This window comes from Jannaschia halovivens (assembly GCF_046452375.1).
GTDB lineage: Bacteria > Pseudomonadota > Alphaproteobacteria > Rhodobacterales > Rhodobacteraceae > Jannaschia > Jannaschia halovivens.
The window spans coordinates 2,565,895-2,579,370 of sequence record NZ_JBKFDJ010000001.1; the positions used below are offsets into that span (position 1 = coordinate 2,565,895).

Below are 13,476 nucleotides of genomic sequence, written 5' to 3' on the forward strand. Positions count from 1 at the left end.
CATGACCATCGGTCCGGGATTCCGGCTGACGGCGACGGCAATCGTCGTGGCGTTGGCTTTGACAGGGTGCAAATCCGACGACGCGCGTGTCTCGGAACTCCGGGCATCGGGTGATGCCTATGTCGCCGAGCGCGACTTCGCGCGGGCCCTGATCCAGTATCGCAACGTCCTCAAGATCGACGGCGACGATGTCGAGACGCGCGCTGCGCTGGGGCACATGTTCCTGTCGCAGGGCTACCTGCGCGAAGCCTCGCGCGAGTTCACGTTGCTGGCCGAACGCGAGCCCGATGTCGCGGAATGGCGCCTCGCCAACGGTCGTATCGCGATGCTGCAGGCGGATTGGACGGCCCTCGGGCGTCACGCCGAAGCCGCCGCCGACATGGAATCTGATGGCCATGCCGCGCGCATCCTCGACATGGCCGTCCGCTTCCGCGCCGCGATCCGCGACGACGATGCCGCCGCGCGCGCCGCGCTGGAGGCCGAGGCGATCCCGCTTCGCGAGGCGTATCCCGACGAGCCCATCCTGACACGAATCGTCCTCGAATCCGCGATCCAGGCCGAGCGGACCGACGACGCGCTCGCGCTCCTGGACGACACGCTGGCGCGCGATCCCTATCGCCCCGACCTGCAACTGACACGCATCCGCCTTCTGGCCGAGGGGCCGGACCCCGATCCGGTCGAGGACCGCCTGCACGACCTCGTGGCGCTCTATCCCGACGATTCCGAATTCGCGGGCCTTCTGGTCGCGCGCTACATGTCCCGTGGCCGGATGGCCGATGCCGAGGACGTGCTCCGCGCACTGGCCGACGGTCGCCCGCTCGACGATCTGGCGACGCGTACGATGCTCGTACGCTTCCTTCTGCGCAATCGCGGCTCCGACGCGGCCTTGGCCGAGCTCGCGCGTCAGCGCGAGGCTGCGGGCGAAGGGCCGGGCGCGTTGGTCTATGCCGCGATGGACCGCGCGATCCGTTTCGACGCGGGCGACCGGGACGGCGCGCTGGCTGGCTTGGACGAGCTCGTGTCTGCCGCGGGCGAGGGCACGGAAGCCCGGATGATCCGCGTCCTTCGCGCCCGGATGCTCGACCGGCTGGGCGAACACGGGCCCGCGCGGGCCGAGATCGAAACGGTGCTCGAGGCCGATCCCGGCGATGTCGGCGCACTGAAGATGCGGGCGGGCTGGGCGATCGACGGCGACCGCCCGAAGGACGCCATCGTCGATCTGCGGACGGCCCTGTCGATCGCCCCGCGCGACACCGAACTTCTGGGCCTGATGGCCGCAGCCCACCGTCTCGACGGCAATCCGGGCCTGGCCATGGAGCAGCTTGCGACGGCGGCCGAGGTTTCGGGCCATGCCGTGGGCGAGGCCGGGCGCTACGCCCGCGCGCTGATCGGGCAGGGACGCGACCGGCTGGCGCTCCGCGTGTTGCAGGCCGCGCATGAGGGCGCGCCGGGCCATGTGCCGACGGCGATGCTGCTGGCCGATGTCCTCCTGGATCTTGGCGACGTCACGCAGGCCAGAGCCGTGGCCGCACGGCTTCGGGCCGCGAAGACCGAGGGCGCGGCCGAGGCGGCGACCGCGCTCAGCGGTGCCATCGCGATGCGTGATCCCGCGGCCTCGATCGATATTGCGGCGCTCTACGCGCCGGGACAGGCACGGCAGCCCGCCCTGACCGGCGCCGTAGGGGCGCTGGCCGATCAGGGGCGCCCTGACGCGGCGCTGGAGGGGCTCGACGGCCTCATCGCCGCCCATCCCGACGCCATGATCCTGCGCCTGATCCGGGCCGACATGCTCGCCCTCGCCGACCGGACCGAGGATGCGCAGGCGGGCTACGAGGCGCTGGCCGGCGTGGCCGACCTCGGCGAGACGGCGACGATCCGCCTCTTCGGTCTTCATGCCGCGGCCCAGCGGGTCGAGGATGCGAACGCCGCGCTCGCCGCAGGCCTGCGTGCGTTTCCGGCCTCCGTCCCGCTGCGCCTTCTCGACGCCGATCGCCTGACCGCGCTGGGCGACAGCGAAGCCGCGATCGTCGTGCTCGAAGCGCTGCATTCTGATCAGCCGGGCCACCCGACCGTCGCCAACAACCTCGCGGCCCTCCTGTCGACGACGCGGGACGATCCTGCCTCGCTGGCACGTGCCGCGCGGCTTGCGGCCCCGCTCCGGGGCGATCCCCGGCCGCAGGTGGCCGACACGATCGGCTGGATCGCCTTCCGACGCGGCGATGTCGAGGGCGCGCTGCCCCTGATGCGGCGGGCGGCGCGGGAGCTCCCCGACGATCCAGGGATACGCCTGCGCCTTGGACGGGTTCAGGCCGCCCATGGCGACGTCGCCCACGCACGCGAGACCTTCGCCGCCGTCGAGACCCTGACCGGCCCCGATCACCCGCTGGCCGCCGAGGCCCGCGACGCGCGCGACGCTCTTCCGACGGACGGCTGAGGCACGTGGCCTATCTCGGCATCGGCAATCCGCAGGGCACGTCGCGACTGGCCCCGCTGGTGCTGCTGGCGGCGGTCGCGGTGGCGATCCCGCTCTTTCTCGACGGGCTCGCATCACTGCTGGCGGCGTGGTCGACCCCGGAATACAGCCATGGGCCGCTGATCCCGCTGATCTCTCTCTTTCTCTTCCTGCGCGAGATGCGCGACCGCCCCGCCGCCCTCGATCCCGCTCCCGACCGCCGCCCGGGGCTGGCGCTCGGGGGGCTGGCGCTGATCGTCACGCTGGTCGGCAACCGCACGGGCATCCCCGACCTCGCGACCTATGGCCTGATCCTGTGGATCATGGCGCTGGTGCTGGTGGCGATGGGCTGGCGGCGCGGGCGGCGGCATTGGGCGTCGGTCTTCCACCTGATCTTCATGCTGCCCCTGCCGCAGGTCATGTTCTGGCAGGTCTCGACCCTGCTCCAGACGATCTCGGCCGAGATCGGCGTGGCCCTCGTCGCCGCGGCGGGCGTGCCGGTCCTGCTGGAAGGGCACGTCATCGATCTGGGCGTCTACAAGCTGCAGGTCGCGGAAGCCTGTTCCGGACTGCGCTATCTCTTCCCGATCCTCAGTTTCAGCTACCTCACGGCGATCCTCTATCGCGGCCCGTTCGCGCACAAGATCGTGCTCTTCGCGCTGGCCGCGCCGCTCGCCGTCCTTCTCAACGCCGTTCGCATCGGCGTGATCGGCGTACTGGTCGACCGCTACGGGATCGGCCACGCCGAGGGGTTCCTCCATGTCTTCGAGGGCTGGGTGATCTTCGGGCTCTGCATCGCGCTCCTGATGGGGCTGGCGCGGTTGATGTGGGCGCGGGCAGGGGTCGAGGGGCCGATGCTCGACCTCGACACGGACGGGCTCGTGGCGCAGGCCCGCCGCGTCGGGCGGCTGGACGGCGCCCCCGCCTTGGCCGCACTCGCGCTCCTGACGGCGGGGGCCGTGGCGCTCGACCGGCCCGCACCCGCGCCCGAGACCATCGCCCGCGCGCCGCTCGCGACCTTCCCGCTGGCCATCGACGGGTGGGAGGGACGGCGCTCCTTCATCGACGCCGAGACGCTGAGCGTCCTCGCGGCCTCCGACCATCTCGCCGCCGAGTACGCGACACCGGACGAAGCGGCCCCCGTCTCGGTCTTCGTGGCGTGGTACGCGCGCCAGACGAACGGGGCGGGACTGCACTCGCCCGAAGTCTGCCTGCCCGCCGGCGGCTGGGAGATCGCGGACCTGTCGGTCAAGACGATGCCCCAGGGCTTCGATGCCAACCGTGCGGTGATCCGCAAGGGGCTCGACGAACAGCTCGTCCTCTACTGGTTCGAACAGCGCGGGCGGCGCATGACCTCGGATTGGGACGCGAAGTTCTGGGCGCTGCGCGACGGGCTGGCCACCGGGCGGAGCGACGGCGCGCTCGTGAGGTTCGTCACCGCGATCCTGCCGGGCGAGGAGATCGCGGCCGCCGAGGCGCGGCTCATGGCGATGGTCGACGCGGCGCTGCCGCCGATCGCGGCGCATCTGCCGGACTGACGGTCAGTCCTTCGTGAAGATCCGCTCGTAGGCCGCGAGGAGATGGGGCACCGAATGCTCCCAGCTCAGCTTGTCCAGAACGCGGCGGCGGCCCCGCTGGCCCATGGCGCGCGCGGCCTCGGGGTCGTCGATCAGCGCGCCGATCTCGGCGGCCAGCTCGCCGGGATCGTTCCGCGTCGCGTAGCGCGCCGCATCGCCCGCCGACGCACGCCCTTCCGTCAGGTCGAACTGCACGCTGGGCTTCTCGAGGGTCATGTATTCCATGATCTTGTTCATGGTGGAGATGTCGTTCATCGCGTTCTTCGGATCCGGTGCCACGCCGATATCGATGCTGTTGAGCGCGGCGAGCATCGCCTCGCCGTAAAGCGCGCCGGTGAAGGTGAAGCGGTCCGTGAGACCCCGCTCGGCCACTAGCGCCTCGATCAACGGCTGATGCGGCCCGAAGCCGACGATCAGCGCGTGGACGTCGCGCCCTTCGGCCACCAGGCGCTCGACCGCCTCGACCAGAAGCTCCAGCCCCTCCTGCTGGCCGATGATACCGATCCAACCCAGCATCGTCGCCGCGCGGCGATAGGCCGGGTCGCCGGGGCCGGGCACGAACTTCTCGACCTTCGGGGCGGAGCGGACGACGAACACGTCCTCGGGCGCCATGCCGCCGCGGTCGCGGGCGATACGGGCGAAGCTTTCGTTGGTGGCCAGCGAGACGTCGGCGCAGGCGAAGGTGATCCGCTCCCAGAGGCGCATCACGCCGTATAGCAGGCCGCGCTTGTTGAACTTCGCCTCGAAGAGCTCGGGGCAGACATCGTGGTGGTCGAAGAGATAGCGCACGCCCGCCACGCGGTAGCGCAACGCCAGAAGCCAGACGAGATCGGGCGGGTTGCAGCCATGGATGACGTCGAGGCCGCGTTCGCGCCGGACGATGCGGGCCAGCCGGAACCAGTGGCGGATCGCGTGCAGATATTCGCGCGCATAGGCCACCGCGCCGGAATGCGCCTCGGGCGGGGCGGGGTGGCGATAGATGTGGACGCCGTCGATCACCTCGCGCGGCGCGTCCCAGCCCCTGCCCGTCGGACAGATCACCGACACCTCGTAGCCCGCCGCCCTGAGCGATGTCGCCTCCAGCCAGACGCGGCGGTCGAGCGGGACCGGAAGGTTCTCCACCACTATGAGGACGCGGCGGGGGGTGGTAAATCGGCTCATCGCGACCTCGGGCGGGCAGGTGGGCCCAAGGGGCCGAAGGACGCCGCGAATGGCAAGGGTGATCGGCGGTTTTCGCCGCCCCGGATGGCCAAGACGGCACAGCCTGCGCCATACCCTTGCCGCGATTGGCTGCGAAACCGGGCCAAACCGGAAACAGGGTGGCGCGAGAGCCCCCATTGTCACGAGGATCGGCAATGAAGATTGCAATGATCGGGACGGGCTATGTCGGCCTCGTCTCCGGGGTGTGTTTTTCGGATTTCGGCCACGAGGTCGTCTGCGTCGACCGCGATCCCGCCAAGATCGAGATGCTCGAGGGCGGACGTGTGCCGATCTTCGAGCCGGGGCTCGAGGACCTGATGGTGCGCAATGTCGGGTCGGGTCGCCTGACCTTCACGACCGACCTGAAGGCGGCGGTCGACGGGGCCGATGCCGTGTTCATCGCCGTCGGCACGCCGACGCGCCGGGGCGACGGCCATGCCGACCTGACCTATGTGATGGCCGCCGCCGAGGAGATCGCGCGCGCGCTGACGGGCTATGCGGTGGTGGTGACGAAATCGACCGTGCCCGTGGGCACCAATCGCAAGGTGGCCGACGCCATGCGCGCCGCAGCACCCGAGGCCGCGTTCGACGTCGCCTCGAACCCCGAATTCCTGCGCGAGGGTGCCGCGATCGACGATTTCATGCGCCCCGACCGCGTCGTCGTCGGGGTCGAGAGCGAACGCGCCGGGGGTGTGATGTCCGACATCTACCGCCCGCTCTACCTGCGGGACTTCCCGATCATGATCACCGATCTCGAATCTGCCGAGATGATCAAATACGCCGCCAACGCCTTCCTTGCGACGAAGATCACCTTCATCAACGAGATCGCCGCGCTCTGCGAGCGGGTGGGCGCGGACGTCAAGAAGGTGTCGAAGGGCATCGGGATGGACGGCCGGATCGGCAACAAGTTCCTGCATGCCGGGCCGGGCTATGGCGGCTCGTGCTTTCCCAAGGACACCAGCGCGCTGGCCCGCATCGGGCAGGAGCATGCAGTCCCGATGCGCATCGTCGAGACGGTCATCCAGGTGAACGAGGGCGTGAAGCACCGCATGATCGAGAAGCTGCGCGATCTATGCGACGGGTCGTTCAACGGGCGAACGGTCGCGGTGCTGGGCGTGACGTTCAAACCCAATACGGACGACATGCGCGACGCGCCCAGCCTGACGATCGTGCCCGCGCTGGTGGGCGGTGGCGCAAAGGTCCGCGTCGTCGATCCCGAGGGCCGCCGCGAGGGCGAGGCGCTGCTGCCCGGCGTGACCTGGTGCGACGATCCCTACGAGGCGTCGGACGGTGCGGACCTCCTGGTGCTGCTGACCGAATGGAACGAGTTCCGCGCCCTCGACCTGCCGCGGATCGCCGACGCCATGGGGACGGCCCGCATGGCCGATCTGCGCAACATCTACAGCCCCGCCGACGTGCTCGACGCGGGCTTCACGGCCTATGACGCAGTGGGCCGTCGGTGAAGATCCTCTTCGTTCACCAGAACATGCCCGGCCAGTACCGGGAGCTTCTGGATTGGCTGAGGACGCAGGGCGGTCACGAACTGGTCTTCCTGACCCAGCGCCGCAGCTACCCCGAGGTCGCGGGCGTCCGGAAGGTCGTTTATGCGCCGCATCACAGGCCCGCGAAGGGCACCTACGGCCTATCGAAGGTGTGGGAGGAGGCGACGGGTGCCGGCTATGGCGCGGCATTGGCTATCGCCAAGCTGCGCGACGAGGGCTTCGTGCCGGATATCGTGCTCGGGCATACCGGGTGGGGCGAGATGCTGTTCCTTCGCCAGGTCCTGCCGGACGTGCCCGTGCTCGGCTTCTTCGAATACTACTACCGCGAGTTCGGCGGACCCGTGAATTTCGACCCCGAGGAGCCGGTGACCGCAGCCGCACCATTCCTGCTCGAGGCGCGGAATTCCGTGCCGAACCACAATATCCACGTCGTCGACCGGGGGCTCGCCCCGACCCGCTGGCAGAAGGACTGCTTCCCCGAGGCCTTTCACGACAAGCTCTATGTCTGCCATGACGGCATCCGTACCGACCATCTGCGGCCCGACCCGAAGGCCGCGCTCGAGTTGACGCGGATCGGGCGGATCACCCGCGACGACGAGATCGTCACCTATGTTGCGCGCAACATGGAGCGGACGCGGGGCTTTCATATCTTCATGCGCGCGCTGCCCGAGATCCTCGCCGCGCGCCCCGACGCACGGGCCCTGATCGTGGGGGGATCGGGCACGTCCTACGGCAAGGCCAGCGACGCCGAGGGCGGCTTCCGCGCCGAGATGGAACGCGAGGTCGGCGACCGGCTCGATTGGGATCGCGTGCATTTCCTGGGCCAGGTGCCGTATCCCGATTTCAAGCGCATCGTCCAGATCAGCCGCTGCCACGTCTACCTGACGATGCCTTTCGTGCTGTCCTGGTCGCTCCTTGAATCGATGGCGATGGAGGCCACGATCGTCGCCTCCGACGTGGCTCCCGTCCGCGAGGCGGTGACCCATGGCGAGACCGGTCTCCTGGTGGATTTCTTCCGCCCCGACCTTCTGGCACGGCAGGTGATCGAGGTGCTGTCCGATCCGGCGGCCTTCGCGCATCTGGGACCCGCCGCCCGCGACCATGTCGTCCGGACCTACGATTTCCTCGACGTCTGCCTGCCCGAGCATATCGCGCAGATCAATGCGCTCGTCTCCGCGGATCGGCGGATCGCACTCTGACGGACAGTTGCGCCGCCCCCGCCCCGGCCCTATCTGCGATCCCCATGACGGACCCCATCGACACCGGCCGCGAGGTCCTGCGCACCGAAGCCGCCGCACTCTCCGCGCTGGCCGATGCGATGCCCGAGGATTTCCGCGGCGTCGTGGACCTCTTCGCCGGGATGTCGGGTCGCGTCATCGTCACCGGCATCGGCAAATCCGGCCACATCGCCCGCAAGATCGCCGCCACCTTGGCCTCGACCGGGACGCCCGCGCATTTCGTGCATCCCGCCGAGGCGAGCCATGGCGATCTCGGGATGGTGACGCGCGCCGACGTGATCCTCGCGATCTCGAATTCCGGCGAGGCGCCCGAGCTGCGCGACATGATCGAGCATTCGCGCCGCTTCGGCGTCCCGCTTGTGGGTCTCTCGTCGCGGCCCGACAGCACGTTGATGCGCGCCGCCGACCACCGCCTGACGATCCCCGCGCTGCCCGAGGCCTGCGGGCTGGGCGTGGTGCCGACGACTTCGACCACGCTGACGCTGGGCCTGGGTGACGCGCTGGCCGTCGCCCTCCTCCGGCGGCGACAGTTCCAGCCCGAGGATTTCCGCGTCTTCCATCCGGGCGGCAAGCTCGGCGCGCAGATGTCGACCGTGGCCCAGTTGATGCATGACGACCGTCTGCCCGTCGTCGACGCCGCGACCCCGATGGAGGAGGTTCTGCTGACCATGACGGGCGCAGGCTTCGGCATCGCCGCCGTCACCGAGGGCGAAGTTCTAACGGGTGTGATCACCGATGGCGACCTGCGTCGGAATTTCGGTGCGACCGATGGCCGGACCGCGGGCGATATCGCTACGCGCGATCCCCTGACGGTGCCGCCCGACATGCTGGCCGTGCGGGCGCTGGCGCTTCTTAATGACCGCAAGCTCAACGTGCTGATCGTCTGCGACGACGCGCGCCCCGTCGGCGTCCTCCACATCCACGATTTACTGCGGGCGGGCGTCGCATGAAGACCGCGATCCTGATCCCGGCGCGCTATGCCTCGACGCGCTATCCCGGCAAGCCTCTGGCCAAGCTCCGGCAGGCGGACGGGACGACGAAGACCCTGATCCAGATGACGTGGGAAGCGGCGCGCACCGTTGCGGGCGTGGCCGAGATCCATGTCGCGACCGATGACGACCGCATCGCGGATGCGGCGCACGACTTCGGGGCCTCCGTCGTGATGACCTCACCCGACGCCGCCAACGGCACCGAACGTTGCGCCGAGGCGCTGGCCGAGGTGGATGCTGACCTGATCGTGAACCTGCAGGGCGACGCGCCGCTGACTCCGCCCTGGTTCGTCGAGGCCCTGATCGAGCGAATGGCGACGGACGGCGACGCGGCTGTCGCGACCCCCGTCCTCCGCTGCGATCGGCAGACCTACGAGATGTTCGTCGAGGACCGGAAGGCCGATCGCGTCGGCGGCACGACGGCCGTCTTCGACCGGCGCGGCCATGGGCTCTATTTCTCGAAGGAAGTGATCCCGTATATCGCGCCCGGCAAGCTCCCCGATCCGATCCCCGTGTTCCACCATGTCGGCGTCTACGCCTATCGGCCCGACGCGCTGCGGGCCTACATGGGCTGGCCCGAGGGCCAGCTGGAGCGGCGCGAGGGGCTGGAGCAGCTGCGCTTCCTCGAGAATGGCGCCACCGTCGCCTGCGTCGAGGTCAAGGCGCGCGGGCGGCTCTTCTGGGAGTTGAACAACCCCGAGGACGTTCTCCGGATCGAAGCCGTACTAGGAGCAATGTGATGGACCCAATCCGATCGAAGACCATCGACGTCTCGGGCATTCCCGTCGGCGGGTCCGAGCCCTTCATGCTGATCACCGGGCCGTGCCAGCTCGAAAGCCTCGACCACGCGCGGATGATGGCCGAACGGATCGCCGAGGCCTGCGCGCCCACCGGCACGCGCTGGGTCTTCAAGGCGAGCTACGACAAGGCCAACCGCTCCTCGCTCAGTGCCCAGCGGGGCCTCGGGATGGAGGAGGGGCTGCGCGTGCTGGGCGACATCAAGGCCGAGTTCGGCTGCCCCGTCCTGACCGATGTGCACCTGCCCGATCACTGCGCGCCCGCCGCCGAAACCTGCGACGTCCTTCAGATCCCTGCCTTCCTGTCGCGCCAGACGGACCTTCTGCTGGCCGCGGGCGAAACGGGTCGCGCGATCAACATCAAGAAGGGCCAATTTCTCGCGCCGTGGGACATGTCCAATGTCGCCGCCAAGGTCGCGAGCACCGGCAACGAGCGCATCATGCTCTGCGAGCGGGGGACTAGCTTCGGCTACAACACGCTGGTCAGCGATTTCCGAGGCCTGCCGACGATGGAGGCGACGGGCTATCCGATCGTCTTCGACGCCACCCATTCGGTGCAGCAGCCTGGCGGACAGGGCACCTCGTCCGGCGGCCAGCGCGAATTCGCACCCGTTCTCGCCCGCGCGGCCTGCGCCGTGGGCGTCTCGGCGCTCTTCATCGAAACGCATCAGGATCCCGACAACGCGCCTTCGGACGGGCCGAACATGATCCCCGTCGACCGGATGGCGGATCTGATCGCCGAGCTTCGCGCCTTCGACGACCTCCGCAAGGGGCGCTAACGATCCGTTAAGGTTAACCGCCCCCCCATCCTCTGGCCCCAAATATCTCGGGGGGCCCGGAGGGCGGGGGCAGCGCCCCCTCCGACCCATCAAGGCACGCCGATGTTCGAATGGATCCTCTCCGTCATGGCCGCCGGCGGGTATCCGGGCCTCGCGTTCCTCATGGCGCTCGAAAACGTCTTCCCGCCCATCCCGTCCGAGGTGGTCGTCCCCTTGGCAGGCTTTCTCGCCGCGGAGGGCACGCTGTCGCTCGTCCCGGTGATCCTCGTGGCGACCGCGGGGTCCGTCGCGGGCGCGACCTTCTGGTACTGGATCGGCCTCCGGATCGGCGAGGCACGGCTGCGCGCCTTCGCGGCCCGGCACGGGCGCTGGCTGACGATCTCGGCCCGTGACGTGGACGCCGCCGCCGACTGGTTCCGCCGCAAGGGCCGCTGGGCGGTGTTCCTCGGGCGGATGATGCCGGGCCTGCGCACGTTGATCTCGGTCCCGGCGGGCGTCGCGCGCATGCCGCTTCTGCCGTTCCTGGTCTGGTCGACGCTCGGCAGTCTCGTCTGGATCGGCGGGCTCGCGTTGATCGGATACGTGCTGCAATCGCAATACGACCGCGTCGCGGCTTGGATCGATCCGGCGACCTGGGTCGTGATCGGCGCGACGGTAGGGATCTACCTCTGGCGCCTCGTGCGGCAGGAGTGGCGCGACTAGCGCGGCAGCGGGTTCGACGCGGCCTTGTAGGCGGACCAGTCATCGATGTCGGGATAGAACCGCGTCCGCCACGCCCGGACCTTCGGATTCATCATCCGGCGCCAGAGCGGCGGGATCATCGCGGCGAAGGTCATTACCGGGTAGCCCGCCGGCAATTGCGGCGCGTCATCCGCCGCGTAGGTCTGGAGGAGCGGGAAAGGCCGGTCGGGCTTGTAGTGATGGTCCGAATGGCGCTGCAGGTTGATCAGCAGCCAGTTCGACGCCTTCTGGGCCGAATTCCACGAATGGTGCGGGCGGACCGGCTCGTACTTGCCGTCGCCCAGGTGGCGGCGGGTCAGGCCGTAATGCTCGATGTAATTGACGAGTTCGAGCTGCCAGATCGCCGAGGCCGCCTGCACGAGGAACAGGACCAGCCCGACCCACCCCCCGAGGATCAGCGCGAGGAGCAGCATTGCGCCCTGAAGGGCCCCGTAGCGCCAGAACGGGTTCGAGCGGTGCCAGCGGCCGAGGCTCTTACGTGCGAGCATCGCCGCTTCGGCGTTCCAGGCCGAGGCGAGAGACTGCCGTAAGACACGCGGGAAGAAGCGGTGGAAGCCTTCGTTGTAGCGCGCCGTCACCGGATCGCGCGGCGTGGCGACGTAGCGGTGGTGCACGAGGAGGTGTTCCGAGCGGAAATGCGAATAGAGCACCATCGCCAGAAGGATGTCGCCGAGCCAACGGTCGAGGCGCGGCTTCTGGTGCATCAACTCGTGGCTGTAATTGATGCCGACCGTCCCCGAGAGGACCCCCATGCCGAAGAACAGGCCCCACAGCTCCCACGCGCCCAGGTGGTCGGCGCGGGTCGCGTACCAGATCAGGCCGAACAGCGTCGCGAACTGGACCGGGGCCCAAATCAGCGTGATCGCCCGATACCACCCGAGGCCCGAACGCTCCATCTCGGGGTCGGCATTGCCCTCTTCCAGCCCGGCGAGCGCGTCGAGCAGCGAGTACATGCCCCAGGAATAGAACGGCACCAGCGCCACCCACCAGCCGCCCTGGATCGCGGCGAACCACACCATCGGCACGAGCGTCAGCGACACCCAGAACGGGAGGGCGCGCAGCGGCGCGCGGACGCGGTCGTCGGCAAGCGTGGTGATGGTCATGACTGTCCCGATTTTCGCCGATATTACCGCATTGGGGCCGGTTCCGCCAAGCGGGTGCGGCGAAACGCTACGTCACCGAATCGTGGACCTTCCGGAACAGCGTCGGCAGATCGCCGGGATCGAGCGGGCCGAAACTGCCGCGATCGGGATTGCCCGTCGCCCCGGTCGTCATCACGTCCAGCGTCAGCGTGAAATGGGTGAAACCGTGGGCCACCTCGCCCGTCCGCACCCAGTCGCCGGCGAAGGGCGGCGCGGGGACGGGCGCCTCGGACCAGTCCGAGGTCGGAAAGCCGCGCGTCCCGCCCAAGAGGCCCTTCGGCGGCCGGATCTCGGTCAGCCAGTCAGCCCCGCGCCGGGCGACGTAGACGAGGCCGCGCCGTTCGGGTCGGGCCTTCTTCGGCAGCTTTCGCGGCAGGGTCGCGGCGATGCCCGCGATGCGCCCCGCGCACCCTTCGGACAGCGGGCAAAGGATGCAGGCGGGCGATTTGGGCGTGCAGATCGTGGCCCCCAGATCCATCACGGCCTGTGCGTGGTCACCGGGCCGCGTCTCCGGGGTCATGGCCTCCGCGACCTCGCGGATCAGGGGTTTGGCGGCCGGAAGCGGCGTCTCGATCGCCTCGAGCCGGGTCATCACGCGCTCCACATTGCCGTCGACCACCACGGCACGCCGCTGGAAGGCGATCGCGGCGATGGCGGCGGCGGTGTAGGGGCCGATGCCCGGCAGGCGCAGCAGTTCGGCCTCGGTCTCGGGAAACACGCCGCCCAGATCGCGCGACACCACGCGCGCACAGGCCAGGAGGTTGCGGGCCCGCGCGTAGTAGCCAAGGCCCGCCCAGGCGCCCATCACTTCGGCATCCTCGGCGTCGGCGAGGTCGTCGACGGTGGGCCAGATCCGCGTGAACGTCGCGAAATAGTCCTTCACCGCGGCCACGGTCGTCTGCTGGAGCATCACCTCGGATAGCCAGATGCGATAGGGGTCAGGGCGCGCGTCCGACCCGGGCGGCACCCGCCACGGCAGGTCGCGGGCATGGCGATCGTACCATGCGAGCAGCGCCGTCGATCTCTCACGCATTGGTGACCGTCCCCCCTGTTCCCCGT

Annotated in this window: 11 protein-coding genes; 8 read left to right on the plus strand and 3 right to left on the minus strand. The window is 69.3% G+C overall.

What is annotated here, in order from left to right:
- Position 1 precedes the first annotated feature (1 nt).
- Positions 2-2,434 (plus strand): tetratricopeptide repeat protein, encoded by a 2,433-nt coding sequence (locus ACK8OR_RS12980; RefSeq protein WP_410189801.1) that lies wholly within the window; start codon positions 2-4, stop codon positions 2,432-2,434.
- 5 nt (positions 2,435-2,439) lie between these two features.
- The gene (xrtD, locus tag ACK8OR_RS12985) at positions 2,440-3,990 is read left to right on the plus strand and encodes a VPLPA-CTERM-specific exosortase XrtD (protein WP_410189802.1); all 1,551 of its coding nucleotides are present in this window, start codon (positions 2,440-2,442) and stop codon (positions 3,988-3,990) included.
- Positions 3,991-3,993: 3 nt separating this feature from the next.
- Here xrtD and ACK8OR_RS12990 read toward each other — a convergent pair whose 3' ends face one another.
- Positions 3,994-5,190 (minus strand): glycosyltransferase family 4 protein, encoded by a 1,197-nt coding sequence (locus ACK8OR_RS12990; protein ID WP_410189803.1) that lies wholly within the window; start codon positions 5,188-5,190, stop codon positions 3,994-3,996.
- A gap of 194 nt (positions 5,191-5,384) precedes the next feature.
- Between ACK8OR_RS12990 and ACK8OR_RS12995 the strand changes: the two genes are divergently transcribed.
- From ACK8OR_RS12995 to ACK8OR_RS13020, 6 genes are all read left to right on the plus strand, one after another.
- Complete coding sequence (locus ACK8OR_RS12995; protein WP_410189804.1) at positions 5,385-6,692, plus strand: UDP-glucose dehydrogenase family protein; 1,308 nt, start codon at positions 5,385-5,387, stop codon at positions 6,690-6,692.
- Positions 6,689-7,930, plus strand: a complete 1,242-nt coding sequence (locus ACK8OR_RS13000; RefSeq protein WP_410189805.1) for a glycosyltransferase family 4 protein — start codon at positions 6,689-6,691, stop codon at positions 7,928-7,930. Before ACK8OR_RS12995 ends, ACK8OR_RS13000 begins: the two co-directional genes overlap by 4 nt.
- A 44-nt stretch (positions 7,931-7,974) precedes the next feature.
- A complete protein-coding gene (locus ACK8OR_RS13005) occupies positions 7,975-8,919 on the plus strand; it encodes a KpsF/GutQ family sugar-phosphate isomerase (protein ID WP_410189806.1) in 945 nt (314 codons plus the stop codon).
- The gene (locus ACK8OR_RS13010; RefSeq protein ID WP_410189807.1) at positions 8,916-9,698 is read left to right on the plus strand and encodes a 3-deoxy-manno-octulosonate cytidylyltransferase; all 783 of its coding nucleotides are present in this window, start codon (positions 8,916-8,918) and stop codon (positions 9,696-9,698) included. The genes ACK8OR_RS13005 and ACK8OR_RS13010 overlap by 4 nt, the downstream gene beginning before the upstream one ends.
- Positions 9,698-10,534 carry a 3-deoxy-8-phosphooctulonate synthase gene (gene kdsA, locus ACK8OR_RS13015; protein ID WP_410189808.1) on the plus strand — a complete coding sequence of 279 codons (837 nt, stop codon included), beginning with the start codon at positions 9,698-9,700 and terminating at the stop codon, positions 10,532-10,534. The genes ACK8OR_RS13010 and kdsA overlap by 1 nt, the downstream gene beginning before the upstream one ends.
- 102 nt (positions 10,535-10,636) lie before the next feature.
- Complete coding sequence (locus ACK8OR_RS13020) at positions 10,637-11,236, plus strand: DedA family protein (protein WP_410189809.1); 600 nt, start codon at positions 10,637-10,639, stop codon at positions 11,234-11,236.
- On the opposite strand, the gene ACK8OR_RS13025 is transcribed toward ACK8OR_RS13020, so the two are convergent.
- Together ACK8OR_RS13025 and ACK8OR_RS13030 are read right to left on the minus strand one after the other, a co-directional pair.
- The gene (locus ACK8OR_RS13025) at positions 11,233-12,378 is read right to left on the minus strand and encodes an alkane 1-monooxygenase (protein WP_410189810.1); all 1,146 of its coding nucleotides are present in this window, start codon (positions 12,376-12,378) and stop codon (positions 11,233-11,235) included. The genes ACK8OR_RS13020 and ACK8OR_RS13025 overlap by 4 nt on opposite strands.
- A gap of 67 nt (positions 12,379-12,445) precedes the next feature.
- The gene (locus ACK8OR_RS13030) at positions 12,446-13,450 is read right to left on the minus strand and encodes an A/G-specific adenine glycosylase (protein WP_410189811.1); all 1,005 of its coding nucleotides are present in this window, start codon (positions 13,448-13,450) and stop codon (positions 12,446-12,448) included.
- Positions 13,451-13,476: the final 26 nt, after the last annotated feature.

Coding starts and splice junctions, on each gene's coding strand:
- ACK8OR_RS12980 (WP_410189801.1), top strand. CDS start 2: ATGACCATCGGTCCGGGATTCCGGCTGACGGCGACGGCAATCGTCGTG.
- ACK8OR_RS12990 (WP_410189803.1), bottom strand. CDS start 5,190: ATGAGCCGATTTACCACCCCCCGCCGCGTCCTCATAGTGGTGGAGAAC.
- kdsA (WP_410189808.1), top strand. CDS start 9,698: ATGGACCCAATCCGATCGAAGACCATCGACGTCTCGGGCATTCCCGTC.
- ACK8OR_RS13020 (WP_410189809.1), top strand. CDS start 10,637: ATGTTCGAATGGATCCTCTCCGTCATGGCCGCCGGCGGGTATCCGGGC.
- ACK8OR_RS13005 (WP_410189806.1), top strand. CDS start 7,975: ATGACGGACCCCATCGACACCGGCCGCGAGGTCCTGCGCACCGAAGCC.
- ACK8OR_RS13010 (WP_410189807.1), top strand. CDS start 8,916: ATGAAGACCGCGATCCTGATCCCGGCGCGCTATGCCTCGACGCGCTAT.
- ACK8OR_RS13025 (WP_410189810.1), bottom strand. CDS start 12,378: ATGACCATCACCACGCTTGCCGACGACCGCGTCCGCGCGCCGCTGCGC.
- ACK8OR_RS13030 (WP_410189811.1), bottom strand. CDS start 13,450: ATGCGTGAGAGATCGACGGCGCTGCTCGCATGGTACGATCGCCATGCC.
- ACK8OR_RS12995 (WP_410189804.1), top strand. CDS start 5,385: ATGAAGATTGCAATGATCGGGACGGGCTATGTCGGCCTCGTCTCCGGG.